The 26,156-nt window shown below is 66.0% G+C and carries 20 protein-coding genes; 8 read left to right on the top strand and 12 right to left on the bottom strand.

What is annotated here, in order from left to right:
• Positions 1–10 precede the first annotated feature (10 nt).
• Positions 11–3,526 carry an amino acid adenylation domain-containing protein gene (locus tag ACEL92_RS09690; protein ID WP_374025358.1) on the bottom strand — a complete coding sequence of 1,172 codons (3,516 nt, stop codon included), beginning with the start codon at positions 3,524–3,526 and terminating at the stop codon, positions 11–13.
• A 100-nt stretch (positions 3,527–3,626) separates the two neighbouring features.
• On the opposite strand from ACEL92_RS09690, the gene ACEL92_RS09685 reads away from it, so the two are divergent.
• Complete coding sequence (locus ACEL92_RS09685; RefSeq protein ID WP_374025357.1) at positions 3,627–5,303, top strand: (2,3-dihydroxybenzoyl)adenylate synthase; 1,677 nt, start codon at positions 3,627–3,629, stop codon at positions 5,301–5,303.
• 18 nt (positions 5,304–5,321) lie between these two features.
• Here ACEL92_RS09685 and ACEL92_RS09680 read toward each other — a convergent pair whose 3' ends face one another.
• On the bottom strand, positions 5,322–6,299 hold the full coding sequence (locus ACEL92_RS09680) for a GGDEF domain-containing protein (RefSeq protein WP_374025356.1): 978 nt from the start codon (positions 6,297–6,299) through the stop codon (positions 5,322–5,324).
• Between the two features lie 1,525 nt (positions 6,300–7,824).
• Here ACEL92_RS09680 and ACEL92_RS09675 point away from each other — a divergent pair.
• The 3 genes from ACEL92_RS09675 to ACEL92_RS09665 all read left to right on the top strand — a co-directional run bounded on the left by ACEL92_RS09675 (position 7,825) and on the right by ACEL92_RS09665 (position 11,893).
• On the top strand, positions 7,825–9,207 hold the full coding sequence (locus tag ACEL92_RS09675; RefSeq protein ID WP_374025355.1) for a condensation domain-containing protein: 1,383 nt from the start codon (positions 7,825–7,827) through the stop codon (positions 9,205–9,207).
• A 92-nt stretch (positions 9,208–9,299) separates the two neighbouring features.
• Positions 9,300–10,649 (top strand): hypothetical protein, encoded by a 1,350-nt coding sequence (locus ACEL92_RS09670; RefSeq protein WP_374026155.1) that lies wholly within the window; start codon positions 9,300–9,302, stop codon positions 10,647–10,649.
• On the top strand, positions 10,646–11,893 hold the full coding sequence (locus ACEL92_RS09665) for a hypothetical protein (RefSeq protein WP_374025354.1): 1,248 nt from the start codon (positions 10,646–10,648) through the stop codon (positions 11,891–11,893). The genes ACEL92_RS09670 and ACEL92_RS09665 overlap by 4 nt, the downstream gene beginning before the upstream one ends.
• Here the strand turns inward: ACEL92_RS09665 and fadD4 are convergent.
• The 4 genes from fadD4 to ACEL92_RS09645 are packed head-to-tail and all read right to left on the bottom strand — an operon-like array spanning position 11,832 to position 16,134.
• Positions 11,832–13,418 carry a fatty-acid--CoA ligase FadD4 gene (gene fadD4 / locus ACEL92_RS09660; protein WP_374025353.1) on the bottom strand — a complete coding sequence of 529 codons (1,587 nt, stop codon included), beginning with the start codon at positions 13,416–13,418 and terminating at the stop codon, positions 11,832–11,834. The two genes, ACEL92_RS09665 and fadD4, sit on opposite strands and share 62 nt — an antisense overlap.
• A gap of 42 nt (positions 13,419–13,460) precedes the next feature.
• Positions 13,461–14,393, bottom strand: a complete 933-nt coding sequence (locus ACEL92_RS09655; RefSeq protein WP_374025352.1) for a TIGR03619 family F420-dependent LLM class oxidoreductase — start codon at positions 14,391–14,393, stop codon at positions 13,461–13,463.
• Positions 14,394–14,395: 2 nt separating this feature from the next.
• Positions 14,396–15,007, bottom strand: a complete 612-nt coding sequence (locus ACEL92_RS09650; protein WP_374026154.1) for a nitroreductase family protein — start codon at positions 15,005–15,007, stop codon at positions 14,396–14,398.
• A gap of 41 nt (positions 15,008–15,048) precedes the next feature.
• Positions 15,049–16,134 (bottom strand): dihydrodipicolinate reductase, encoded by a 1,086-nt coding sequence (locus tag ACEL92_RS09645; RefSeq protein ID WP_374025351.1) that lies wholly within the window; start codon positions 16,132–16,134, stop codon positions 15,049–15,051.
• Between the two features lie 124 nt (positions 16,135–16,258).
• Between ACEL92_RS09645 and ACEL92_RS09640 the strand changes: the two genes are divergently transcribed.
• Together ACEL92_RS09640 and ACEL92_RS09635 are read left to right on the top strand one after the other, a co-directional pair.
• The gene (locus tag ACEL92_RS09640) at positions 16,259–17,167 is read left to right on the top strand and encodes an enoyl-CoA hydratase (RefSeq protein ID WP_374026153.1); all 909 of its coding nucleotides are present in this window, start codon (positions 16,259–16,261) and stop codon (positions 17,165–17,167) included.
• A 38-nt stretch (positions 17,168–17,205) separates the two neighbouring features.
• Positions 17,206–17,622 carry a PaaI family thioesterase gene (locus tag ACEL92_RS09635; RefSeq protein WP_374026152.1) on the top strand — a complete coding sequence of 139 codons (417 nt, stop codon included), beginning with the start codon at positions 17,206–17,208 and terminating at the stop codon, positions 17,620–17,622.
• On the opposite strand, the gene ACEL92_RS09630 is transcribed toward ACEL92_RS09635, so the two are convergent.
• Entirely contained in the window at positions 17,601–18,620 is a 1,020-nt protein-coding gene (locus ACEL92_RS09630) for an acyl-CoA dehydrogenase family protein (protein WP_374026151.1), read from the bottom strand. The two genes, ACEL92_RS09635 and ACEL92_RS09630, sit on opposite strands and share 22 nt — an antisense overlap.
• Before the next feature lie 104 nt (positions 18,621–18,724).
• Here ACEL92_RS09630 and ACEL92_RS09625 point away from each other — a divergent pair, with 104 nt between their 5' ends.
• Positions 18,725–19,897 carry an acyl-CoA dehydrogenase family protein gene (locus ACEL92_RS09625; RefSeq protein WP_374025350.1) on the top strand — a complete coding sequence of 391 codons (1,173 nt, stop codon included), beginning with the start codon at positions 18,725–18,727 and terminating at the stop codon, positions 19,895–19,897.
• Here ACEL92_RS09625 and ACEL92_RS09620 read toward each other — a convergent pair.
• Positions 19,886–20,677: a TetR/AcrR family transcriptional regulator gene (locus ACEL92_RS09620; RefSeq protein ID WP_374025349.1), complete on the bottom strand. Its 792-nt coding sequence runs from the start codon at positions 20,675–20,677 to the stop codon at positions 19,886–19,888. The genes ACEL92_RS09625 and ACEL92_RS09620 overlap by 12 nt on opposite strands.
• Before the next feature lie 342 nt (positions 20,678–21,019).
• Between ACEL92_RS09620 and ACEL92_RS09615 the strand changes: the two genes are divergently transcribed.
• Positions 21,020–22,207, top strand: coding sequence for an amidohydrolase family protein (locus tag ACEL92_RS09615; protein WP_374025348.1), 1,188 nt, complete (start codon positions 21,020–21,022; stop codon positions 22,205–22,207).
• 36 nt (positions 22,208–22,243) lie between these two features.
• On the opposite strand, the gene ACEL92_RS09610 is transcribed toward ACEL92_RS09615, so the two are convergent.
• Genes ACEL92_RS09610 through ACEL92_RS09595 form a run of 4 tightly spaced genes read right to left on the bottom strand, consistent with a single transcriptional unit; the run spans position 22,244 to position 26,141 of the window.
• Positions 22,244–23,068 (bottom strand): enoyl-CoA hydratase/isomerase family protein, encoded by an 825-nt coding sequence (locus tag ACEL92_RS09610; protein WP_374025347.1) that lies wholly within the window; start codon positions 23,066–23,068, stop codon positions 22,244–22,246.
• On the bottom strand, positions 23,065–24,150 hold the full coding sequence (locus tag ACEL92_RS09605) for a hydroxyacid dehydrogenase (RefSeq protein WP_374025346.1): 1,086 nt from the start codon (positions 24,148–24,150) through the stop codon (positions 23,065–23,067). The genes ACEL92_RS09610 and ACEL92_RS09605 overlap by 4 nt, the downstream gene beginning before the upstream one ends.
• Positions 24,147–25,265, bottom strand: coding sequence for a TauD/TfdA family dioxygenase (locus tag ACEL92_RS09600; protein WP_374025345.1), 1,119 nt, complete (start codon positions 25,263–25,265; stop codon positions 24,147–24,149). The genes ACEL92_RS09605 and ACEL92_RS09600 overlap by 4 nt, the downstream gene beginning before the upstream one ends.
• Positions 25,266–25,310: 45 nt before the next feature.
• Positions 25,311–26,141, bottom strand: a complete 831-nt coding sequence (locus tag ACEL92_RS09595) for an HpcH/HpaI aldolase/citrate lyase family protein (protein WP_374026150.1) — start codon at positions 26,139–26,141, stop codon at positions 25,311–25,313.
• Between the last annotated feature and the right edge of the window lie 15 nt (positions 26,142–26,156).

Below are 26,156 nucleotides of genomic sequence, written 5' to 3'. Positions count from 1 at the left end.
GGGTCGGATGTCATTGCGCTGTCTCGGGTTTAGGGGTGTGGCGACTCGCCGACAGCACCGCGTCGGCGTCCAGGTTGATGACTTCGAGGTACAGCTCGGCAACCTGGTCCAGCCGCGCGTCGTCCCGCTCGCGTTCGGTGAGCAGTCTCGCCAGTGCCGCTACGGTCCTGGTGGCGAAGATGTCGGCGACCATGACATTCGGGGTGTCCAGCCAGGTACGAATACGGCCCACGGCCTGGGTGGCGAGCACTGAATCGCCGCCGAGCGCGAAAAAGTCGTCATCGAGACCCACCCGCTCCGTGCCGAGCAGGTCACCGAGGAGCGTGGCAAGGGCGGATTCCAGCGGCGTCGCCGGGGCGCGGTAGCCGGGCTGCTCGGCCACCGACACCGCCGCGCCCAGGTCTCGTGCGACGGCGCGGCGGTCGATCTTGCCTGCGTTGGTGAACGGGATCCGCTCCACCAACGCGAAGTGACGCGGAATCATGTGTGCGGGCACGAGTTCGGCCATCAGACCCGCGAGCCGCTCAGCGCTCAGCTCGTCACCGCTGGAGCTGTCGGGGCACACGGCGGCGGCCAGGATGTCCGAGCCGCCGGGACCAGGAAGCAGGGCGGCCACCGCTATGCCCACTCCGGGTAGGCGGCGCAACGCGGCCTCGATCTCACCGAGTTCCACGCGATATCCGCTGATTTTGACCCGGTGATCGGCGCGGCCGACGAACTCGAGTGTGCCGTCGGGCCAATACCTGGCCAGGTCGCCGGTGCGGTACCACCTGCGTCCCGCGTGCTCGACGAAGCGCTGCGCGGTGAGATCGGGCCGCCCGCGGTAGCCCCGCGCGACGCCGCGGCCGGATACCCACAGCTCGCCGGCGACCCAGTCCGGGCAGTCGTCACCCGCCTCGTTGACGACGCGGCAGGCGTTGTTGGTCAGCGGGACCCCGTAGGGCAGAGCGGTCCAATGAGTCGGCAGCTCGTCAAGATCGGTCACCTCGAAAATTGTGTTGTGGACCGGGGTTTCGGTCGCGCCGCCCAGACCGGCGAACCGCAGGTTGGGCGCCTCGGCCCGCAGCCGGCGGGCCAACTCCGGGCGCACCCAGTCACCCCCGGTGGGGATCACCCGCACGGAAGACAGCCGGCCGCGGCCCACTTCGACCAGCATCTCCAGCCACCCGGGCATGAAGTGCAGCACGGTGACCTGGTGGAAGTCGATGAGCCGCGCCCAGGCGTCGGGGTCGCGGCGCTGTGCTTCGTCGACCACCACGATCGACCCACCCGTCCTTAAAGTTACGAAGATGTCCATCACCGAGATGTCGCCCTCGAGCGTGGACAGAGCCAGGCATCGATCCGCGGGGCCGATGTCGAAATGGCGGGCGATGAACTCCACGGTGTTCATCGCGGCGTCGTGCGTCACCTCGACTCCCTTGGGCTCCCCGGTCGAGCCCGAGGTGAACAAGACGTAGGCCAATTCGGCGGGATCGACTCGGGCCGCGCTGATCTCGGTGGTGGTGGGGGCGTCGCACAGCACATCGGCAAGGCAGAGCTCGAGCACCGGCAGGCCCAGCCGCTGCCCACCGCACACCACGGCCAGGCGCACGGCGCCGGTGTGCACGATGCGCTCAGCGCGGTCGCGTGGCTGGTCGACGCCGATCGGCAGGTAAACCGCGCCGATGCTCAGGATGCCCAGCAGCGCGGGCACTTGCTCGGCGGACTTGGGGCCCACCACCGCGACCGTGTCGCCGGCGGCCACACCCGCCGCGCGCAATGCGGCGGCCACCGCCAGCGCCTGATCGCGCAGCTGCGCGTAGCTGAGCTCGCCCGAGCTGGCGAATATCGCGGGCGCGTCGGGGCGTTGCTCGGCTTGCCGAAAGAACCCGTCGTGCAACGCTTCTCCACTGGGCTCGGCGGTGCGGCAGTTGGCCGCGTCGCGCACCGCGCGCTGGGCATCCGGCAGCGGCGGCGGCCCAATCGCTTCCCAGCTGTCGTCGGCGGAGGCCAGCCTGAGCAATTCGTCGATGTGGTAGGCGAACATGGCGTCGATGACACCGGGGGCGAAAACCCCTTCGCGGACATCCCAATTCACCAACACACCGCCGTCGAACTCGGTGACCTGAGCGTCGAGCAGCACCTGCGGGCCCTGGGAGATGATCCACGTGGGGTTGCCGAATTGGGCGGTGACGTCGCGGCTGAACAACTCGCCGAGCCCCAGCGCGCTGGTGAAGACCACCGGCGCCAGCACCTGCGTGCCGCGATGGCGGCCGAGGTCCCGCAGGACCGACAGCCCGGGATAGGCGGAGTGGGCGGCGGCGGACCGCATCGCCTGCTGCACCGCCCCCGCGCGCGCCGCCGGGGTGCGCGCGCCGGTGAGGTCGACGTCCAGCAGCAGCGACGAGGTGAAATCGCCGACCAACGCGTCGACGTCGGAGTGCAACGGCTGGCGGCCGAACAGGGGCACGTTGAGCAGGAAGCGTGCGGTGGTCGACCAGCGCGCCAGGGCGTTGGCGAAGGAGGCGGCCAGCGTCATCGCGGGAGTGATGCCGCGGGCCTGCGCGTGGCTGAACAGGGCGTCGCGGGTTTCGGGGTCCAGCCAGTGCCAGACCCGGGTGCTCCTGCGCGAACCACGGTCGCCGGTGGTGGGGAGCGCCGGCGGGTCCGGGAGCTGCGGGATGCGCTGCGCCCACCACTCCCGGGCCGTGTCGCGGGCCGGGTGCGGCCGCGCCTCTTCGGCCTCGATCGCGCGGCGGTACTGCCGGTAGGTGTAATTCAGTGCGGGCAGATCGTGACCGGTGTACAGGGCGGCGAGGTCGGCCATCAGCGTGCGATAGCTCATCGCATCGGCGGCCTGCATGTCCAGATCGACGTGCAGCCGCGAGCGTTGCGCCGGCAGCAGCGTCAGGGAGAGCTCGAGCACCGCGGCGTCGAGCTGCTGGTGCGATTTGGCGTCGCGGATGGCGGCCAGCCGCCGCTCGACCCCCGTGGCGTCCAGGTGGCGCAGGTCCTCGACCGCAACCGGGAACTCGCGACCGGCTGCCCCGATGCGCTGGGTGCCGTCGGGCAGGAACTCCACCCGCAGCATGGGGTGGCGCCGCGCCAGCTCGGTGGCGGCCGCGCGCAGCCGCGCGGGATCGACGGGCCCGCCGTCGAATTCCACATAGAGGTGTCCGGCCACCCCACCCAGCTGCTGGTTGTCCTGGCGGCCGATCCACATCGCGTGCTGCATCGGGGCCAGCGGGAACGGGTCGCCGGTGGCCGTGGCCGCCTCGGGGGAAGCCTCCGGGTCGGCCGGTTCGGCCGGCGCCTCGGCGGTCACCAGCTCGGCCCAGGCCTCGACCGTGGGCGTTTCGGCCAGCGTGGCGAAATCGACGGCGACGCCCTGACGGCGCCAGCGGCCCGCCAGGGTCATCATCCGAATGGAGTCCAGGCCCTGACCGATGAGATTGGTGCTTGGGTGGACGTCGTCGATACCGACGCCCAGCAGTTCGGCTACCTCTGCCCGGACGTTGTCTGCCGAGCGCGCCGAGGCACGCACCACGAAACCCTCCCTGAATTAGCACAGGCTGCCCTAAGTTGTGGAGGTTACCCTATCCTTGCTCACGGATCGCCGCTACTACGCCCCCCGTCTGAGGACCTCGATGACCGCCAACACACGGCAACCCCCGGCCGGGGCCCTCGATGGGTTCGTGCCGTTCCCCGCCGACCGCGCCGCCGCCTATCGGGCGGCCGGCTACTGGGTGGGCAGGACTTTGGACACCATCCTCAGCGACGGCGCGCAGCGCTGGCCCGACCGGATGGCCGTGCTCGACGCCACGGACGGCGCCGGCTTGAGCTATGCGCAGCTCGACGACCACGCCGGACGCGCCGCAGCGGGGCTGCGGGCGCTGGGTATCCGGCGAGGCGACCGGGTGCTGTTGCAACTGCCGAATGGTTGCCAGTTCGCGGTGGCGCTCTTCGGGCTGCTGCGGGCGGGCGCCATCCCGGTGATGTGCCTGCCCGGCCACCGGGCGGCCGAATTGCGGCACTTCGCCAACGTCAGCCAGGCCACCGCGTTGGTGATCACTGACACGGCGAACGGTTTCGATTACCGTGCCATGGCGCGCGAGCTCGTCGCCGACCATCCGACGCTCGAGCACGTCATCGTCGATGGCGATCCGGGGTCATTCACCTTGTGGGCGCGCCTCTGCGATCAAGCCACCGCCCCGCCCCCGGCGCCGCTGGCCGACCCGGGATGGCCTGCCCTGCTTCTCGTTTCAGGCGGCACCACCGGCACTCCCAAGCTCATCCCCCGCACCCACGATGACTACGTGTTCAACGCGACCGCCAGCGCGCAGGTCTGCCGGCTCACCGCCGACGACGTCTGTCTGGTGGTGCTGTCGGCGGGCCACAACTTCCCGCTGGCCTGCCCCGGGCTGCTCGGTGCCATGACGGTGGGCGCCACCACCGTGTTCGGCACCGATCCGAGCCCGGAGGCCGCCTTCGCCGCCATCGAACGCCACGGCGTCACAGTCACCGCTCTGGTGCCGGCCCTGGCCAAACTGTGGGCGCAGGCCTGCGAGTGGGAGCCGGTGACACCTAAGTCCCTGCGGCTCTTGCAAGTTGGCGGGGCAAAACTGGAGCCCGACGACGCCCGCCTGATCCGCGCCGCGTTGACTCCGGGTCTGCAGCAGGTGTTTGGGATGGCGGAGGGGCTGCTCAATTACACCCGTCCGGACGATCCGCCCGAGGTCGTCGACCACACCCAGGGGCGGCCGCTGTGCGTGGCGGACGAGTTGCGAGTGGTCGACGCGGACGGCGAAGCGGTGGCGCCAGGCGAGGAAGGCGAACTGCTGGTGCGCGGACCGTACACGCTCAACGGCTATTACCGCGCCGAGCGCGACAACGAGCGCTGCTTCGACCCCGACGGCTTCTTCCGCAGCGGTGACCTGGTCCGGATCCGACTCGACGGGTACCTGACCGTCACCGGCCGGGTCAAGGATGTGATCTGCCGGGGCGGCGAGACCATCTCCGCCGCGGACCTCGAGGAGCAGATGCTCAGCCACCCGTCTGTCTTCTCCGCGGCAGCGGTGCCGCTGCCCGACTCATACCTGGGCGAAAAAATCTGCGCCGCGGTGGTCTTCACCGAACCGGGGCTGACACTGGCGGAGCTCAACGCGCATCTCGACCAGCGTGGCGTGGCCGCCCATGCCCGGCCCGATGTGCTGGTCGCGATGACAGCACTACCGACCACACCGATCGGCAAGGTAGACAAGAAGGCGATCGCTGAGCGGATCGGCGCAACGAACGCCACCGCAACAGCCGGCCGAACCGACTAGACCGCAGCGGCCGGGCGGTTAGATCTTGACCCGCGCACTGTGATGGGCACGGTTCCCCCCGCTGCGCTTCGCGTCATACATTGCGCTGTCCGCAGTCGTGATGAGTTCTTCGAGACGGGTCGCGACGTCGACTCTGCGGAGGAGGCGCAGCTCGACACTGGCCGTACCGACGCTGGCAGTGACCCGCTGAGAAAGCCCGGCAATCGCCGTGCAGATCCGCGCGGCCAGCGGCGCCACCTCCGACACCGAGCAGGTCATCGCGACCAGAAATTCCTCGCCACCGGCGCGGCAGATTGCCGCGTCGGTGGGCGCGTGTTCGCGCAGCAGCCCCGCGACTTCCCGCAACGCATGGTCGCCCACCGAATGGCCGTGAGTGTCGTTGATGCGTTTGAAGTTGTCCAGGTCGACCATGAGCACAGCCAGATGCGTGTGCATCAGCGGCGGATCGGCCAAGAGGTTGCCGACGGTTTCGGTGAACGCCCGCCGATTCAGCAATCCGGTGAGGGCATCCTCCTCGGCCCGGCGCGCATACATTCCCACGGCGCGCGACATACCCCACACGGCGAGCGGAACGGAACAATTAACAAAAATGATCAGCCAGAATGTGGAAACCGCCACGGCGACGTTCGCCTCGCGGACCAGTCGCAGCACCGCAGTGATGGTGATTGGGATGCCCACCACCGCGTTGAGCAGCATCAGCTTGGCGCGGTGGAATATCGCGATGTAGGCCCCCGTGACGGCCAGGGGCGTGCAGGCCAGCGCGGCCAGGGCCGCTGCAGGCTGGACGAGGCTCCAGCCCCCGATGCACATGACACCGATCACGACGGCGGCCTTGGACTGCCTGCGGCTCGGCCAGCGTGCCAGCCAGAAAATGGTCATCACGAACGTGAACGCGGCGGTGAACCCACCGGCGATCACAGCACCGGTGCTTGGGCGCTTTTCGATGGACAGAACGGTCAGCGGCACCAGCGTCGCCAACCCGGCGACGACAGCCATGATCTTCTGCGCCGTGCGCAGTCCGCCGCGCTGGCGCAGGAAAGTGCTGATCCAATCGTATTGGTCCGGCTGGCGCCACCAAGACATCAGGCGTGACATCAGTCGCCGTACCTCCGAGGAGGGCGTCGCCCTACAAAGGGCGACGAATTGCCGAGTGGTTTGCCTTGGACCCGATCGGCTCAGTAGATCAGATCTGGAATGAAGATGGCAGAAGAAGTGCGATTCCGGTTCGGTCCACGGTAAACCTCTACTGAGGCGTCAATTATCTGGCGGAGGACGCGGGGCACGCCTGCCGGATGCAAGGGCCGGAACGCCGGCCGATGCCTGGCGGAGATTTGGCGCCCGGCGATCACGACCCCGGCTCCCCGGTCACGCCGGCCCGAGGTTGTCGGCGCGTTGTGCCTCGCGCGGCGGCCCCGTGATCCGGGGCGGCGTCCCCGTTCCAGCACCGTCCGCGCCTTTAGTAACCCGGTGCGTTCGACTGCAGGATCGGCCCACGCGTCCGGCCACACGTCCTGCGCACCGCCGCATGATCTCGACCGGATCGGGATGGCCGCAGGCCGGCGCGGCGCTGCCTAACGCGCCACCCGTGTCGACCGCGAGCGTGACCCTCGGGGATCTGCGCTTGCCACGCCAATTGCATTGCAACTGCGAGGGTTGCGACACCAGAAACCAGACCTGTTGGCGCCAGCCCAAACTGGGCGGCCGCGACCGCAGTCCCATGCCGGTCGGCGCGCCGCCTGCTCGCGGGCTGGAGCCCATGCGCTCGGGGCGGTGAGAAGCTATCAACCCACGTTCCTGGGTTTTGGCGGTGACGACCTGGGCCATCTGCTGCGGTCGAACGCAAAGGTGTTGCCGCGCAATGTGACCGCGACGGGCATGGCGACAGTCAGCGTCGAGCGTGAGTTGACTTCGCCGCGGGATTTTAGCAGGGACTTTCGGCGGCGACCATGGGCCCGTTTCGCCTTTCGGATACGTCGTCATCGGCCGGATTATCGGTGCACCAAGATTTTAGTGCCGGTACTGTTCCGCGGTACACGAACCTGAGATATGGTGACCGCGGCGCCTTTTCCCGAAGTCAGGGGTGGCACGAATGCATCGCCAAGATAGCGCTCGCTATCGTGGGATGATTCGACAGATCGGGCCGTGGCGTCGAAGTAAAGCTTGTGTGAGCAGTAGTCGGAGTTAGCCGCGCGCGAATTAGTCGATCTGTGTTGTGGCTACCTCTTGTACGGAAAGACGATGGCGATCGGACGCGATTCTCTTCGATCTTGTCCGATTGTCGCGCCCAAGCGGGAGTGATTATGAGTGCGCCGCACGACGAGCTACGCGTCGGCGATTCGACTTACCTGGCAGAATTCGCTGCGCCCACTCAAACCATGGTGATCCAAATCACTTGTACGCGAACGGCGCAGCTAGCGCCAAGCACAAGTGCGTCGGCACTCGAAGGTACTCGGCAACTCAGGCAGGGGCACGTTAAGGTCATCCGGACCGGCGTCGCCTACAGATGGGAGAAAGGTCGCGCATGTTCCTGGGCACCGTTGACGACTGGACAGCCGAGGGCACGGTCGTATCGTGGTTACCCACCGCTAAGACCTACGAGCAGGCAGCCGAAGCGCAATATCATCCGGCGGCCGTCAGCTACCAACAGTCGCAGCATCTTCGGTATTACCGACGCCAGGTCAGCCGCGGGCGCGATATCCCGCGATTGTGCATAGGAGCCTGGGAGATTCTGGGCGTCTGCGACATCGAGGCGATGACCCATGCCCTGAACAACCATGTGCGGCGGCACGACACCTATCATGACCGATTCGCTTTCGATGACAGCGACGAGGTGGTTCGCTATGTTATTGCCGAACCGGATGACATCACGCTCGCACCAGCGGATCTGGGGGAAATGGCCTCACACCAGATTCGCAAACTGATTCTCGATACGCCCGATCCGCTCCAATGGGACTGCTTTAGCTTTGGAGTCATCCAGGGTGTAGACCGTTTCACCATCTACATTGCCGTCGATCACTTGCGCGCCGACGGCATGTCGGCCGGCGTGATTTTCCTGGACATCCAGACGGCGTACTTCGCCGCGCTGCAGAAGTCGCCAATTGTGCCGATACCCGCACCCAGCCATCGCGAATTCAGCGCGCGGCAACGTGCTTATACCGCGAGCTTGGATACCGATTCGCCCGAAATTCAGCGTTGGCGGGCGTTTCTCGCGGCGAACAATGGGCTGCTGCCCCGGTTTCCCCTGGAATTGGGCGAAACACGCGCCGATACGCCGGGGGCCATTGACGTGTTCGACCTCATCGATGACGACCAAGGCCGGCGATTCGAGGCGGCGTGTCGCGCCGCGGGAGCACGCTTCAGTGGCGGGGTGTTCGCCTGCGCCGCCCTGGCCGAGCATCGGTTGACCGGCGCGCCCACCTACTTTGGGCTCACCCCGTTCGACAACCGCCGGGACCCCGCCCACGCCGCCGCGGTCGGTTGGCTGGCCAGTTTCGTCCCCTTGGCGATCCCTACTGCCGGTGCGTCGTTCGACCAGGTGGTCAGCGCCGCCCAGGCATCGTTCGACGCGAACACGGCGCTCGGCGCGGTGCCCTATTACCACCTGCTCGAGACAACCCACGATCAGATCGAGGTGCCGGACCGACCCGTCCCGATGTTGTCCTTCATCGACATCCGCAAGCTGCCGTTCGGTGATTACTTCGACGGGTTGCGCGCCGGTATCTGGGGAGACAACCGGCTGTCGGAGACGGTGTGCATGTGGGTCAATCGCATGCACGACGGGACACAACTGGTGGTCGCTTACCCGGGGACCGACGTCGCGCGCGAATCCGTCCAGCGCTACGTCGAGACGTTGCGTGCCGAATTCACGCGAGTGTGCGACGCCGGGTTGTACACCCGCGCCTGATGGATTTACGTTCTCCCGCTCGACGTCCCGGCATCGGCAACCGGCAACGCAGACGTGATGGAGGGGTGCACCGCGAGCAAGCCGTGGTTGCGGTGCCGAGGCTGGCATTGCTGGACCAGGCCGCTTTCTTACGGCTGCGGGCAACCGGTCAGGGCAGTACGGTGCAATGCACGTGGGTTTACGAACGCGACGTGAATGCCGACCAATTGCGGATCTTCCAGACCAATCTGGCTGCGGGTGTGCTCGGACGGCGGATCGAGCGCTCGCCGCTGCCGTTCGGGCGTCACCGCTGGGTGGCCGACCGCGGCTCACCCGATATCGCGCTGGAACCGCGCCGACCCCCCTCGGAACTCGGTGCGTGGGTCGAAAAACGGGCGCAGGTGCCCGTCGATCCCGAGTTCGGCCCGACTTTTCACCTGGGTGTGCAGCCGTTTCAGGGTGGCGGTGCGGCGGTCACCTTGGTGGCGTCGCACTGTGTGGTTGACGGGCTCGGCCTCATCGCGGCGATAACGGAGGCGGTCAAGGGGCAGAATCGCAAACTTGACTACCCGCAACCCAATTCACGCAGCCGGCTGCGGACCGCCTTCGAGGACCTGGCCGATGCGGTTAACGCCGTGCCGGCGGTCCTGCGCGCGCTGATCGCGACGCTGGCGATTTTGCTCAAGGCGTCACCTGGCCAAATGGGCCCGCCGGTGGGGCCGCGGTCCGGACCGCGCTCGCCTGCCGAGGACGCGCACACGGCGCTCCCATCGGTCACGCTGCAAACCGACGCCGCGGCATGGGAAGCCCGCGCGCGTGGCCTCAACGGAAGCAGCAACGCGCTGTTCGTCGCGTTCGCGGCGCGGCTGGCTCACCGGATGGGCAGGGTGCTTGCCGACGGAAACTCGGTGACGGTCGTCCTGCCCGTCAGCGATCGCACTCCCGATGACGACCGCGCGAACGCGTTGACCTCCATCACGCTGACCGTCGACGGCGCGGCGGCGGCCGTCGACCTGAGCACCGTGCGTGCGGATGTCAAAAGACAGCTGACGTCGCTGCGGCGGCACCCCAACGAAATGCTCGCCGGATTGCCGCTCATTCCGTTCACGCCACGATGGCTGGTCCGGCGCGCCGAGGGCGTTGCCATGTCGACCGGGCAACTGCCGGTCGGCTGCTCGAACCTGGGTGATCTGGATCCCGCCGTGGGTCGCATCGACGGTGACGACGCGGCCGAGGTCTGCATCCGGCTGGCCGAGCAGGGCGTCACCCACCGCCGCATCGAGCGAAACCAGGGCCAACTGTTCTGCAGCACAGGGACATTCAACGGTAGCCGGTTTATCAACGTCATCGCCTGCCGAAGCGGGGCGGACAGTGCGGCGGCCGCCCGCGAGCTCGCGTGTCGCGCGCTGGCCGACCTGCAGCTGTCCGCCACCACCGTCTACGCCGGCCGGACCGCGCGGTGAACCTGGACGTCGAGCCGAACCGACGCGCATACCGCCACAGGTACGCGGTTGGCGCCGCCGCGATCGCGGTTTGGGCCCTGGTCGTGCTGTGGTTCGCGATCAAGATCGTTCCGCTCGACATGTACTGGATGTCGTACTATGCCGCCGACTACACGCACGGGTTCGTGCGCCGCGGGCTCGCCGGTGAACTGGTTCGCTTGGTCCCTGGGCACTACTTCGCGGTCGCGCTCGGTCTGCGGTGGCTGTCGACGGCGGTCTATCTGTGCGGCCTGGCAGCGGTCGCGGGTGTGGTGCTCTTCGGTCGCCGTCGCTCCGAGCGGCGGCTGATGGTCGCGCTGCTGATCCCGTTGCTGCCCTTCGGTGTCCCGTTCGCCGCGTATTCGGCTCGGCCGGACCTGTTCGGCGGGGCGGCGCTGGCGCTCTTCTCTTCCGCGTTGGTGTTGACGCGTTCCCACAAGATCGCGATGGCATGGTGCGCGGCCTACGGCACCGCGATCGCGGCGTTGACGCTGGTGCACGAGGCGATCGGCCTGCAGTTCGCGCTCGGGGCCGTGCTGGCGATCATCGCCCTGGGCGGTTCACTGGGAAACGGTCGGGGCCTGGGAACCCTCCTGGCGGTGACGCCGGGAGTCTGCACGACGGCTGCCGTGGCGGCATTCGGCCGCCACGACATCGCGGCTCAACTGTGTGCATCGGTTCCCCATCGCGTGATGTCCAACCCGTTTGCCACCGTCACGTCCCCGACCTCGCTGCTGCGCTATGTTGTTGACGGGCAACCCATTCGGACGGACTACCACGACTGGGTATGCCGCAACGTGATGCCGAACTACGACAACGGAATCGGCGACGCCGTCCGCGCCGTCGGCCACATCGGGATGCTCGGTCTCACGGTCTCCCTCATATTCGGCTCCGGTGCGCTCGTGCTGACCATGTGGGGGCTCAGCGCAGTATCGGGCGTGCCGCCGGGAACGTTCATCGAGGCGCTGCGGGGCCGGATGACGTGGGTCGTCGGCGCTCTGCTGTTGATCTGTCCGGTTTTCCTGACCGGCTATGACTGGACCCGCTGGCTGACGATCGTGACGTTCGACGTCGGCGTGGTGTTCATCCTCTTCGCGGCGGGCCGGCCGGAGATCGAGAGCGAGCTCACGCCAAAAGCGTTGCGATCCTTCACTCTTCTCGCCGTCATCCTCGCGCTGATCCCGGTGGGCACGGTCCCGGGCTTCGGCGGTCCCCTGATGGCCTAGCCCCGAGGCCAGAGGCATACTTCTTGATCAGCTCCCGCTTGTACAGCTTGCCGGCATCGCTGCGCGGAAGGTTCGCATCGAAGTACAGCCTGCGGGGACACTTGTAGTGCGCCATGCGATTCCGCAGCCACGCGATCAGCTCGTCGGCGAGTTCCCCGGATGCCAGAGCGGGATCCGCCAATTGCACGACGGCGGTCACCGACTGCCCCATCACCGGGTCGGGCACGCCGAACACGGCGGCGTCGACCACCAGTGGGTGGCCGATGAGACGGTTCTCGGTCTCCTGAGGATAAATGTTCACCCCGCCGGAGATGATCATGTGATTGCGGCGATCGGTGAGATACAGGTAGCCCTCTTCGTCGAGATAACCGACGTCGCCCACGGTGACCCATCCTTGCGCACTGCGCGCGGCGGCCGTCTGCGCTTCGTCGTTGAGGTACTCGAAGGGATAACCGCCCTCGTAATAGATCTCACCGACCTGCCCGGGTGCGAGCTCGCGGCCCTCGTCGTCGAGGATGTGCGGCGTGCCCAGCATGGGCTTGCCCACCGATCCCGGGTGGGCAAGCCACTCGTCGGCGCGGATGAACGAGATACCGGCGCCCTCGGATGACCCGTAGTACTCGTCCACGATCGGGCCCCACCAGTCGATCATCTGGCGCTTGATCTCGGGCGGGCATGGCGCAGCGGCATGGACGACTCGCCGCAACGTGGAGAGGTCGTAGCGCGTCTTGATCTCTTGGGGCAGCCGTAGCATCCGGACAAACATCGTCGGCACAAACTGCGCATGCGTCACGCCGTATTTCTCTATGCATGCGAGGGCCTGCTCGGCGTCGAACTTCTCCATGAGAACCATTGTCGCGCCGACGGCTTGCGCCGCCATGGTCCACATGGCCGGCGCAGTATGGTAGGTGGGGGCGGGACTCAAGTAGACCGAGTCGCGGCTTACCCCGAGCGCTTCGAAGACGGGTGTCGACAAACTCGACAGGCCGGAGTTCGGCGATTTCAGCGGTCGACGGATGCCCTTGGGACGCCCGGTGCTGCCCGCGGAGTATTGCAGGAGCTGGCCGTCACACTCATCGGTGATGGGCGTCGAGGGTTCGGGGGCCACGCATTCGGGGTAGCGCCGCCAGCCGCGGAGGTCGTCGTCGGCCATCAACGCCACTGTTGGGAGGCCGTCCCCGAGCCGGTCGGACAGTTCGCGGCAGGCGTCCCGCATTGCCCGCGAGGAGACGATCGCCTTCGCGCCACTGTCTGCCATCACGTACGCGATCTCGGAGTGATTCAGGTTGGTGTTGACCAGCGTGTAGTACAAACCACTGCGCCTGGCCGCCCACATCGCTGTGTGGATGTGCTCGTTGTTTTCCATGAGGATCGCGACGGTGTCCCCGACCAGCATCCCCGAACGTCGCAAGAAGTGTGCGAGCCTGTTCGCCCCGGCTTCGAGGTCCGCGAAGCTCACAACCGTCCCTGAAGGATGAAGGATAACAGCGGGTTTCGCCGATCTGGCGTGATCACGCAATTGCATGCTGCACCATCGATTCCCGCTTCATCTGACGACGTCGGTGCATCAGCTCGTGACGTCGCGGAACGCCGTCACGAGCGGCGACAGGACCTCGACTGCTTGCTCGCCGTCCTCGGGCACCGTCACCGTGAAGCGGACATCGGTGACACCTGCGGCGACCAGCGCCGGTACCGACGCTACCGATGCGGGGTAGTCGATCGATCCGCCGTCGCCCTTCACGGCGCGTGCGGCACCTTGAACTTGCAGATTGTCGGCGTCACCGCCGAAGGCGGATACCCGGTCCTTCATCATCTTTATCGCGGTGGGAAGGTCGTCAAATGCCGAGCCCCAAGGAATCCAGCCGCTGCCGAATCGCGCGATTCGCCGTGCGACGGCGCCGTTCACCGTCCCACTGATCCAACACGGCACACCACCGGATTGCACCGGTTTCGGCATCTGATGGATCGCGTCGAAGGACAGTTCGGGCGAGTGATATGAAGCGCGCCGCTCGGTCCACAGCGTCTTGCAAACTTCCAACGTGTGATCCAGCAGCCGCCCACGCTGAGCGAAAGACAGTCCGGTGGCCTCGTATTCCTCCCGTTGCCAACCCACCCCGACGCCGAGATCGACGCGTCCGCCGGAGAGCACGTCGAGCGTCGCGAGCTGTTTGGCCAGGACCGCAGGCCGCCGCAGTGCGGCCAGCAGTATTGACGTCCCGAGTCGGATCCGCTCGGTGGTGGCAGCGATCGCCGTCAGGACGATGAGGGGTTCAAGCCAGCTGCCGTCGGGGCCGGTGGGTTGGCGGCCGCCACGCGCACCTCCCACCGAAGGATCGGCGTATGCGTCCAGGCTCTCGCCGAACACCACATGGTCGGAGACGACGACACGGTCGATACCCGCCACGTCCATCGCCCGCGCCGATGCCAGCGTAAGGCGCCAATCATGTTGTGGGCCATCGGTAAAGGTCCGCAGGTACAACGAGATCTCCGGCTTACGCACCGTCACTTCCTTGTCTTACTCCAAGGCCGGTCCCAATGATCGATCGCCGCAACCTCTTCCAGCGGTTTGCGCCGCACCGGGTGGTGTCCGCCCTTGGGCCAACCGACTGTCAGTAGCGTAGCGATTTTCCAGTCGTCGGGAATACCAACCATGGACCGCAGCTGATCCTCACACGACCCGTGCCACAGGGTGATCGCGGCGCCGAGGCCTTGCGCGCGAGCCGCGAGCAAGAAGTTCTGCACGGCGGGAAAAATCGAGCCGCCCTGCTGGAGTTCGGTGGTTCCCCGCTGCGGCTGGACACAGAACAGCACGAGCACGGGTGCGTCGCCGCCGACGCTCATGTGTTCGGCCATCGTTCTCAGCACACGGGACTTGGAGTCGTCGGCCCGCTCGTCGGGCACGGAAATGCGGTAGAAATCGGTCATTATTTCCCACGTCTTACGCGCCGCAGCGGTGATGACGTCGCGCAAGCTGCTCGAGTGCAATACGACGAACTTCCACGGCTGCTGATTGCCTCCGGAGGGCGCCCAGCTCGCCGCCCGCAGGCAGGTTTCGATCATCGCATCCGAGACGGGTTCGTCGCGGTAGCGCCGGACCGCCGACGCGGTGCGCATAACCTCCCATACGTCCTCTGACGTCTGCGCGGTGTTCTCGCTCACGGCTGCCCCTTCGCAGGCAGCACGCCTCGCCAGGTCCCGCCGCGCACCGGGCCGGTCACCAGCGGCAGATCGAGGGTCGACAGCAAGCCGGGCGGCGCGGCCATCACGGCGGGAATAGCGTTCAGTTCGCGCATTACCGTCGCGTAGGTCAGGCCGCGCATGTTGTTCCCGCGGCCATGCATCTCGATGTCCACGGTGTACGTGGGAAGACCGTCGACGACGACCCGGTAGCCGCCGTGCGGCGACGGGTGGCGTGGCCAATCCGGTGCGGCGTCCGCACCCATGCGAGTGACGTGTTCGAGCGTCACACGCTCCTCGCCGCCCACCATTCCGGCCAGTTTGAATCGCATGCCGCCCACGGTGCCAGGCTCGATCCACCCCGACGCCACCTCGTATCGGGTTGTGGCGACCCACTTCTCAATGGTTGTCTCGACGCAATCGAGCGGTAGGCCGACGCCGTCGGCAACGAGGTGCACGATTGGTGCCCACAATGCGGCGAGGCGCTCGGCGTCGAACAGCGGCGCCGGATGGTCGGGGCGGCAGCCGAAACCCATGAAGTCGAACATGATGTCGGGCTGGTTGATGGGCCCATAGTCCAGTATCTCGAGCATGGTGATGCTGTCGACGCGACTGCTGAAGCCTGTCATGGTCAGCGCAATCACGTCGTTGGCCCACCCAGGGTCCACACCACTGTTGAAGAAGCTGGTGCCGCCCTGGGCGCACGCCTCCTCGAGAAGTTCGACCGTTTCCTTGTCCGCGGCGGGCGGATAGCACATCGGCACCAGCGAGGTGCATACCACATCCTTGCCCGAACGCAGGCAGCGCGCGATGTCCTGCGCCGCCTCGTGGTAGCGGTAGTCCCCCGAGGCGAAATAGGCCACCACGTCCGCGTCCGTCGATAAGGCGGCACCGATATCGCGTGTGGCAACGACACCGGTCGCCGGCATTCCACACAGGTCACCCGCGTCCTTGCCGTCCTTGGCTTCGGCGTGGACGACCACGGCGGCCAACTCCAGCCCCGGGTGCGCGATGAGGGCGCGCAGCGCGCCGACACCCACCTGACCCGGCCCCCAAAGAATCACTCGTGGCTTTCGTTGACCGGCCGCCATCGGCACCCCTTCCGGCCGTCATAGGCCAACGCGTGAGAACATATCTTCTCATATAGAGATAACACCATTACCGACTGGATGAGGAGCGGGGCCGGTGCTGCACGATTACGAATTCTTGAAGTGGGAAACCTTCGACGACGGCATGATCGTCCGGATTTCGCTGAACCGCCCCGAACAGCGCAACGCCCAGAACCGCGGCATGCTGGTCGAACTCGACGAGGCGTTTGCACGGGCGGAGGCCGACGACACCGTCCGCGTGGTCATCCTCGCCGGCGAGGGGCCAATGTTCTCGTCCGGTCACGATATCGGTTCGGCGCAAGCGCGCGCTGAGTTCACCCCGGGCCCGGGCCAGCATCCCTCCGTGACGATCAACGGTGGGACCCGCGACGGTGCGGAGAGAACCATGCTGCAGGAATGGCACTATTTCTTTCAGAACAACCTTCGGTGGCGCAACCTCCGCAAAATCACCATCGCGCAGGTGCACGGCGATGTGTTCTCGGCGGGACTCATGCTGATCTGGGCGTGTGACCTCATCGTCGGAAGCGAAGAAGTGCGCTTCGCCGACGTGGTCGGTACGCGGTTGGGCATGTGCGGGATGGAGTACTTCGGCCACCCCTGGGAGTTCGGTCCCCGGCGCACCAAGGAACTCATGCTCACCGGCGATGCGATCGGCATCGAAGAGGCCTACCGCCTCGGCATGGTCAGCAAGATCTTCAAGCGCGACGAGTTGCCCGAGCGAACGCTCGAACTGGCAAGGCGCATCGCCAAAGTGCCCACGATGGCGGCCCTGCTGATCAAGGAATCGGTGAACCAGTCGGTCGACAACATGGGTTTCTACAACGCGCTGCAATCATGTTTCTCGTTGCACCAACTGAATCACTCTCATTGGGCGCAGATCCGCGAGGACAAGATTCCCACTGCTGGCGAGGCTCAAGGCGTACCCAATTGGCGGACCGCTCCCCCGGTTGTCCTGGCGGTCAAGGACCAGGTCCGGTCGGACGCGTGACCGCCGAAGCGTCGTCCGATCAGCCGGCGCCACAACCGATGGGGGTGACCATTCCCGGTCACCTGTTCGCCCAGCTGCCGTTCTACGACGTTGTCGACACCCACGAGTCGGTCGTCGTCGACCTGCACAACCGGCCGGACCTGGTGAACTACCGCGGAGCGCTGCAGGGCGGATTGGTCGCCACACTCATCGACGTGGCCGGGGGCCGACTTGCCGTCAAGCACGCGGGTGACGGTGGCGGTGCGGGCACCGCAGACATGTCGATCCATTTCCTGGCGCCTATCGTCGAGGGGCCCGCCCGTGCGTGTGCCACTCTGCTGCGCGCTGGGAAGCGGATGATCGTGGTCGGTGTCGACGTATTTGACGTCGGTCGGGACCGGCTCGCCGCACGGGCGACCCTTAGCTTCGCAATCCTGGTTCCTCGCGGTCCGGGTCAGCCGGCAGCTGCGCCGTAGCGCGCGTCGGCGACGCGGTCCAATGCGGTCGCGGGATCGCCGAAAACCATTGCCCAGCCGCGGACCCGGCGGTAGTACAACTGGATGTCACTCTCCATACCGAACCCGTATCCGCCGTGGATGTGCAGGCTGCGCCGCGTCGCGTCCCGCGCCGTCTCGTAGGCGAACGCGAAGGCCATGGCGGCCAGTTCGCGAACGCGGTCGGGCTCGTCGGCGAAGGCGCAGGCCGCCTTCAGTCCGAGCAATCTGGCCCCGTCGGCGGCGGTGGCGCTGTCGGCCAGTGGGTGAGACACGGCTTGGAAGGAACCGATTGCGGCGCCGAAGGCGTGGCGTCGTTTGGCGTAGTCGACGCCGATCTCGACGGCCCTCGTGGCGGCGCCGGCCAACGCGACGGCGGTCATCGCCAGCCACAGATCAAGCGCGCGCGAGAACAATTCGCGCGCCCCGGCGCCGTCGGCGAGCACGACGGAATCATCCCCAATCGCGATGTCGGCCAGCGGCATTGACGCCAGGTTGCCCACCGAGGTGCGGTTGTGTGCGACCGGCGCTGCCAGCAGCCGCCCGTTCGACAGGGCGATCACGTAGTCTGCCACCGCCCCCGCCGGCACCAGACTCAACCTCCCGTCGCATGCGGGGCGTGGCGCGAACGTAGCCAGTCGTTCGCCTGCCAGGACCTCGCTCAGCAACCCGGCGCCGGTCTCGCCGGCTTCGGCGAGGGTCCAGGCGGCGACTTGCGCTTCGATGACGGGTGCGGAAGCGAGCGCGCGGCCCCATTGTTCGGCGATCAATGCAAGGTCAAGCACCGAGGCGCCCCATCCTCCGGCAGCCTCGTCGACCGCCATCTCAACCGCACCTACCTCGAGCAGCGCCTTCCACAGCTTGAGATCGAAGCCGGACGGCTCAGCCGCCCGGATGCGCTCGGAGGTCGACTCGCGCGTGAACAGTGCGGCGAAAGAATCCACCAGTTGGCGCTGTTCGCTCGTTAAGCTCAGGTCCACGACGGTCAGTCCCTCACGTGCGGATATGGTTACTCTCAGATTTGAGATTAGCATTACCAATCGCCCGGTCCGGGATGCATACGACGACAGATTGGCCACGCTTTATGCATTTTCACCTCGACGCCGACACCGCGGCGTTCCGCGACGGCGTCCGCAAGCACCTTCGCGACGTGTTGCGCCCCGAGCTCGAGGAGCGCATCTACCGCAGCGGCGTCGCACACGACGACGGGTTCGCCAAGGGCCTCGTCGACCAGGGGTACTTCGCCCCGGGCTGGCCCGTCGAATTGGGCGGACAGAACCGCAACGCGTGGGACGAGCAGGTCCTCAAAGAGGAGCTCATGCGCTATGACGCGCCGGTGTACCTCTCCGAAACGACGCGAATGGTGGCGTCGATCATCCGCGAGATCGGCACCCCTGAGCTGAAGGATCGTATCCTGACCGGGGCCATCAACGGCGACATCACCATCGCGCTCGGCTTCACCGAACCCGAATGTGGGTCGGACGTTGCGGCGGCTGCCACCAAGGCCGTCCGCGACGGATCGGGCGACGAAGCGGAATGGGTGATCAACGGCTCCAAGATGTTCACCACGAACGGTCACATCGCCGATTTCATATTTCTGCTCGCACGCACCAGCCCCGACAAGCCCAAGCACAAAGGCCTGACGATGTTTCTCGTGCCTTGCGCCTCGGATGGCTTTGAGGCACAGGCGGTCTGGACCCTTTCCGGAGAGCGGACCAACATAACGTTCTACAGCGATGTCCGCGTCGGAGACGAGTGGCGAATCGGTGAAATCGACGGCGGCTGGGAGGTGCTCGGACTTTCGCTGCAGTACGAGCACGCATCCGGGTGGGGCCCGCACCTCGTTCGGCTGTTAGATCATGCCGAACACTGGGCCACCAGCACCCGATCCGACGATGGCGCACCGGCCATCGCCAATGCCGATGTCCGGCGCCGACTTGCCCGAATCGCCATGGAGACCGAGGTGTCGATGCTGCTGCAGCGACGGTGCGTATGGATGCACGAACAGGGCGACATACCGGTGGCCGAGGGTCCAATGTCCAAGGTGTTCAGCACCGAGGCGCTCGAACGGGCCAGCCAGGACATGGTCGAACTGGTCGGCGCCGACGGCTTGCGCAGCTATCTCGAGCCGACCGCGCCGGAGCACGGGCGGTTTGAACACTCGCTGCGGTTTTCGCTGGGCACCACGATCTACGCGGGCACCAGCGAGATCCAGAGGTCGATCATCGCGCAGCGAGGACTCGGGTTACCCCGTTAACTTCTTGACCCGGCGCGCCGAGGTCGCCCGTGGCGCCGCTTTGCGCGCCGCCCCGGCCCCGATGCCGTCGACGGGCGGCGTGACGGCCTGTTTGCACCACGCCCACAACTGGTCCTCCGTCAGCTTGGGGCCCTTGCCGCCGCCTAGATGGAAGACCCCGATCTGCGCGAGTGCGGTGAGCGTGGTATTCAGCAATGTGGTCAGCTGCGCGGGGCTCATGTCCGTGCGCACCAGGCCGGCCCGGGCGCACGAGGTGATGATCTTCGTCAGCAGCTTCTGGTGGGGCTCCCACACTTTGGCGAAGTCGTCCGGACGCTCGATCTCCAGGCTGAGGTTGTAGATCGTCATGACCCGGCCACCGACGGCTTCCGAGGATTCCGCGCGAGAAAGCACCCCTCGGCAGAAGGCCTCGAGTTGCTCCATCGGGCCGTCGGCCGCGGCGACCTCCTGCCGGATATTCTCGGTGAACTGACTTGTGACGTTCTCGTAGAGCGCCAACAGGAGTTCTTCTTTACCCGCGAAGTGTTGGTAGAACGCTCGCAAGCTCAGGTTCGACCTGTCGATGAGCGTCTGGATCGTGAAGTCGGCCTTTCCCGATTCCTCCACCAATTCCAAGGCGGTGGCCAGAAACCGCGAGCTGCGGGCGAGGGCGCGGGCCCGCGCTGTGCTGAGGCGCCGTTCGATCGTGCGTTGCTGCCAGGTGCCGGGCACCTCGACGTCGTTGTCAACCAGTTCCAGGCCGCTTTCGATCTGCCGGCCGGCGGGCTTCTTCGTAGGCATAATGCCACCAGAATACCCGCACGCAGAGAAAACGCGCGTCCTACATGCACGTGTATGTTGATTGTCACTTTGCGTAATTACTGGTTTTCGGTCGCCGAGAACCTTGGGCGGGCGCCCACGGCACGATGGCGTAGAAGGCTTTCCGCCCGCCCCGCCCACGCCCGGCTTTCTGGTGCGCCGTATCGGTGCCGCTCGCATAGGTCCACGCTCGCGCAGGCGCAGCCTTCCCTGCGTCCCGGATACCTCGTGCCGAATCGCATGCGGTACCGTGGAAACGATGATTCTCATTTGCGAATCAGTGCGTCGTGATGTGAAGCCGCGGCCCGTCGAAGGAGTGCAGCGTTGAGTGCAGACATTCTGATCGTGTCGCCGGACGACCACCTGGTGGAGCCGGCCGATCTGTGGACAAGCAGGCTGCCGGAGCGCTACCGCGACATCGGGCCACGGATCGTCCGCACCAAGGGGCGCATGGATCCCAGCGTCACTTCCGATGTCGCATTCGTCGAGGACGCCGACGGCCGTGACGCGGATATCTGGCGTTATGAGGATGCGGTCATCCCGATCCCACTGATCAGCGCCGCCGCCGGCTACGACCTCGACGAGCTCAGCACCGACCCGATCACCTACGACGAGATGCGCCCGGGCTGCTTCCGTCCAGCGGACCGGCTCGCGGACATGGACATCGCCGGCATCGAGGCCTCCGCCTGCTTCCCCAACACGCTGGTCCGCTTCTGCGGTCAACGGTTCCTGTACGGCAAAGACAAGGAACTCGCCAGACTGTGCGTCGAGGCCTACAACGACTTCCAGATCGACGAATGGGGCGGTAGCTCGAACGGGCGGCTGATCCCGCTGGGCATCATCCCCTTGTGGGACGTCGAGCTCGCCGCCAGAGAGGTCGAAAGGGTTGCCGCCAAAGGGATGCGCGCGGTGTGCTTCTCGGAGCTACCCAGCCGTCTCGATCTGCCGTCCATCCATAGCGGCTACTGGGACCCGTTCTTCGCCGCCTGTGAGCGCAACCACGTGGGCATCATGCTGCACATCGGGTCGAGTTCGTCGCTCACGAAGTCCTCGCCCGACTCTCCGCACGTGGTCACCAGCGCGCTGATGGCGGTCAACTGCACGATCGCCTTGGTCGACTGGCTGTTCTCCGCCAAGCTCGTCCAGTTTCCGGACCTCAAGATCGCGTTCGCCGAGGCGCAGGCCGGCTGGATCCCCTACTACCTGCAACGCGTCGACGAGGTGTGGGAAGACCGTCGGGCCTGGGGCGGCATCCACCCCCTGCTGACCGAACCGCCGAGCAGCCAGGTGCCCGGGCGGGTTTACTTCTCCACCTTCGGCGACCCGGTCGCGTTCCGCATTCTCGATCTCGTCGGTCCAGAGCAGCTGATGTTCGAGACCGACTACCCCCACAACGACACCAACTGGCCCAGGAGTCTCGAGGTCGCCAACAAGGCGACGGAGGGCCTGGACGAGGAGACGAAGCGGAAGGTGTTGTCCACCAACGCGAAAACCTTCTTCGGCATGGTGTGACGCCTGCCCGGAATTTGGGTCCGGGCCTCGGGGGTATTACAAAGCCTTCCAATCCGGCTTGCGTTTCTCGAGAAAGGCCCGCGGTCCCTCGATGGCATCCTTGGTCAACGCGACCTTCATGCGATAGTTCTCGGCGAGCAGCTCGGCCTCATAGATCGGTAGCGTGAGCCCCTTGCGCACGGCCATTCGCGAACCTCGCACCGCCAGTGGTGCATTGGAATTGACGATGTCGGCGATCTCCCACGCTCGGGCCAGCAATGAGTCGTGTGCCACCAGCTCGGTGAAGATACCCAGGTCGTAGGCGCGCTGGGCGTCGAGTCGCTCGTGCTTGCCCATCAAGATCAACCGCATCGCGACCGGCAGCGGCAGGATCCGGGCAAGCCGCACCCCTTCGCGCCCGGACGTCACGCCGATGCTGACATGCGGATCCATCAACGTCGCGCGCTCCGACGCGACGGTGATGTCCGCCGTCGTCACCAGGTCCAGTCCCGCTCCGCAGGCAATGCCGTTGACGGCACAGATGATTGGCTTGGTCATCTGCAGCCAAGGCGGCGTCGCCTCCTGGGGTGCGTCCCACTGTCGCATCGAGCTAAGGATCGGCTCGCCCTGATTGTCGATTCCTGCCGCGTTCTCCATGTCGTGGTCGGCCGCTTTGTTGACGTCCGCTCCGACGCACAGGGCGCGCCCGGCGCCGGTGATGATCACCGTCCAAATGTCCTGGGATCGTTCGATTTCCGAGTAGGCGATCGATAGTTCGGCGATCATCTCGTCGTTGATCGCATTGAGCACCTCGGGGCGGTTGAGCGTCACGCACGCGGTGTGATCCCGCACCTCGACATCGATCGTTTCGTATTGAGTCACCTCAGCCGACCCCCGCTCTCCAAAGCGGTTGTGGCGTTGGGACGAAATCCGAATATGTCTTGAAATCGGTCGCAGAAGCGAGGCCAGACATCGGGATTCAGCAGCCGTGGCGGCATGCCGCCGTCGAAAATCGCCTGCCACTGCGTGGCCGTGGCAACTGCGATATCGCGCGCAGCCTCGACCGTGATGCCCGCGGTATGTGGTGTCGCAACCACGTTTTCGATATGCAGCAGCGGATTATCCTGGCGCGGTGGTTCCTGGTGGAACACGTCCAGGCCCGCCCCGGCGATGCCTCCGCTGGTGAGCGCCTCGAGCAATGCGGCTTCGTCATGGACGGGTCCGCGCGCCGTGGTGATGAAGAATGCGGACGGCTTCATCGCCGCAAATTGTTCGCTGCCGATCAGCCCCTCGGTCTCGCTGGTCAGCGGGCAGGTCACCTGGACGAAGTCGGCGCGCTCGAGGAGTTCGGCAAGCGCGACGACTCGCACCCCACGTGCTTGCGCGCTCACCTCGTCGAGGTAGGGGTCGAAGACCAGGACCTCCATGTCGAACGGCGCGCACAGCTCAACCAGGCGCCCGCCGATTGCCCCGAGCCCGATGACGCCGAGTGTCTTGCCCGCCAACTGGCTGCCCCGCAACGCCATTCGGTCGCTCAGGGGGCCGGCTCGCAGCATCCGGTCGGCGACCGTGATCTTCTTGGCCAGGTCGAGCATGAAACCGAGCGCATGCTCGGCGACCGCCTCCGCGCCCGGCCCGGAGTTGTTGCACACCGCAACTCCGGCGCGCGTGCACGCGTCCACATCGATGACGTCGTACCCTGCGCCCGCAGAGCACACGGCGAGAAGCTTCTCGCACCGCCGCAGCAAAGCCGGCCCGGCCAGCCACTGTGCACCGTCGGCGTATCCGGCCACGTCGGTGCGGGTGGCCACCTGGTAGCCGTGCGCCGACTCCAAGGCGGCCCAGCTCTGGGCGTCGGGCGCAGTCAAGTCGAGCTTGACCAGGTCGACGTCGGAACCTTCGAGAATCTCGCCGGCGACGGGATCCGTCCACCGCTCGTAAACCAGGCGCGGACGAACGCTCACGTGTTCTGGACTTTGGGCTTCGCCTGAGCCGCCTTGAACATGTCGGCCAGTTCGGCGTTGACGTTCTTGTAGTCGTTGCGGGCGATCGTGCCGTCTCGGCCCTCCACGACGTCGTACCCGAGACGCAGGTCTTTGTTCTCCATGTGGAAATATTCGCGGCCGATCGGCAACCGGCGGTCTTCGCGCGGCACCTCCATCCACGCCCGCAGGAAGCAGCGCGCCTTCTTCGGGTCGTTGCTGCTGACGAAGTCGGACCGTGAATGGCACATCGCGAAATTGTTGGCTACTGCGGCCTCACCGGATTCCAGTCGGAACTCGACCTGCTGCTCGACCAGGATGTTGCGCAGCAAATCCACCGCTTCGACCTCCTCCGGCGTGAACTCGCGGCCCAAGGCGTGCATCGCGGGCAGGATGCTGCTGTAGGTGAAGTTGATGCAGATCCGTCCGTCGATTTGAGAGAAGACGGGAACGTCGTAGGGCGTCACATCGGGCTGGTCGTCGGGCTGTTCACTGCGCCGATGATGCGGAAAGCCCCGGTAGAGCACTTCGAGTAGATCCGGCCGTTCCGCGAGAACCCGGTTGTGTGCCGCGGGGCCGCTGGCGAACTGGCTCTCCCCGCCCTGCGCCGCCGGATACACGCACAGCAGCGCCAGGATGTCGGCGGCGTCGTTGTGCATGGCCAACTCGGCCCGGGACTTGGTTCCACGGGCCGGTTGCACGCCACCTGGCAAGATTTCCTCCTGCACGCGCACCATCCGGTGACCGAAGGAGTTGTTCGAAACGAGATAGCCGAGGTGGGTGCAGAACGCCCAGTAGATTCGTTCGAGTTCCTCGATCGAGTGTTGCTCGACGGGAAACCCGCGGACGCACGCCAGTCCCTTGCCGAACATCACATCCCGGTAGAGCCGGGCCAGATCGTCATCGAGGTCCGGGTGCCGAGCGTCCTCGGGCGTGATGTCATCCCGGTCCTTGTGTGCTGTCTTGGCCAGGATCGATTGCAGCGCAGCCACGTTGCGGGCCGACAGGTCGAAGGCGAAGTCCTCCTTGCTGGTGAAGTCGGCTCCAGTCCACGCCATCGTGTCGGTGACGGGTTCGGTGTAGATGGCTGTCGGCATCCGGTCCTCCTGATGGGTTGGCTCACTTCAGCTGTTGGTCTTTAGTCAAGTCGGTTCCCGCGGTGACTCGTCCAGCCCGCGGAGCGCTTCTGCGCGCTTTGAGGCCGCCTCCGTCATCATCCCGATGTCAGTCCCCGCCGAGATGAATCGCAATCCCAGTCCCACGAACCGACTGAGCAGTTCAAGGGACTTTATTCCGGCCATCCCGAGCGCCACGCCGTGACTACGACAAGCCGCCGCCACCGATTCTACTGCACTATGGAAATGGGGATTCTCATACTGCCCGTGGATGCCCATTTCGGCGGTCAGATCGCTCGGTCCGACGAGGATCATGTCGATACCTTCGACTGCGGCGATGGATTCGGCCGCATCCACGGCTTGCGGGGTCTCGACCATCACGGCAACCACCGTGCGCCGTTCGAGCACCTCCACCAATTCCGACGGCGCAAGTTGCTGGAATCCACTGAGCGCATTCGGACCCGAAATCGACCGATGCCCGATCGGCGGAAACCGCGCGGCGTGGACGATGGCCTCCGCCTCGGATTTTGAATTTATGTGCGGCACAATGACTCCTACCGCCCCACCATCCAATACTCGTGCAATGACGCTAGGGTCGTGCGACGGCACCCGCACCAGGCCCGAGATCCCCGCTCCAAGTGCGCTCATGCAAAGCATCTGTGCGCTTTCCAGCGACGTGGATGTGTGTTCGAGATCGACATACACGGCGTCGTACCCGCATGCCGCCGCAACCGCGGGAACGTCGGGGGTGCGTGAGTTGAGCAGAGCCAGGCACAGCACAAGCGATTCTCCGCGCAGGGCGTCGCGCAGCGCCGTCGTCATAGGCTCACGGTAGCCGAACGAGAATGCGGTTTCCATATTTCTGCGAACTGC

This window comes from Mycobacterium hainanense, assembly GCF_041890355.1.
Taxonomy (GTDB): Bacteria; Actinomycetota; Actinomycetes; order Mycobacteriales; family Mycobacteriaceae; genus Mycobacterium; species Mycobacterium hainanense.
Note: the sequence above shows the minus strand (reverse complement) of the source record. Positions and strands in the feature narration are given on the sequence as shown.

Bases quoted from the DNA above. Each gene is read 5' to 3' on its own strand.
- ACEL92_RS09625 (WP_374025350.1), top strand. From the start codon at position 18,725: ATGCATTTTCACCTCGACGCCGACACCGCGGCGTTCCGCGACGGCGTC.
- ACEL92_RS09635 (WP_374026152.1), top strand. From the start codon at position 17,206: ATGGGGGTGACCATTCCCGGTCACCTGTTCGCCCAGCTGCCGTTCTAC.
- ACEL92_RS09600 (WP_374025345.1), bottom strand. From the start codon at position 25,265: ATGCCGACAGCCATCTACACCGAACCCGTCACCGACACGATGGCGTGG.
- ACEL92_RS09680 (WP_374025356.1), bottom strand. From the start codon at position 6,299: ATGGCTGTCGTCGCCGGGTTGGCGACGCTGGTGCCGCTGACCGTTCTG.
- ACEL92_RS09650 (WP_374026154.1), bottom strand. From the start codon at position 15,007: ATGCGCACCGCGTCGGCGGTCCGGCGCTACCGCGACGAACCCGTCTCG.
- ACEL92_RS09685 (WP_374025357.1), top strand. From the start codon at position 3,627: ATGACCGCCAACACACGGCAACCCCCGGCCGGGGCCCTCGATGGGTTC.
- fadD4 (WP_374025353.1), bottom strand. From the start codon at position 13,418: ATGCAATTGCGTGATCACGCCAGATCGGCGAAACCCGCTGTTATCCTT.
- ACEL92_RS09595 (WP_374026150.1), bottom strand. From the start codon at position 26,141: ATGGAAACCGCATTCTCGTTCGGCTACCGTGAGCCTATGACGACGGCG.
- ACEL92_RS09675 (WP_374025355.1), top strand. From the start codon at position 7,825: ATGTTCCTGGGCACCGTTGACGACTGGACAGCCGAGGGCACGGTCGTA.
- ACEL92_RS09620 (WP_374025349.1), bottom strand. From the start codon at position 20,677: ATGCCTACGAAGAAGCCCGCCGGCCGGCAGATCGAAAGCGGCCTGGAA.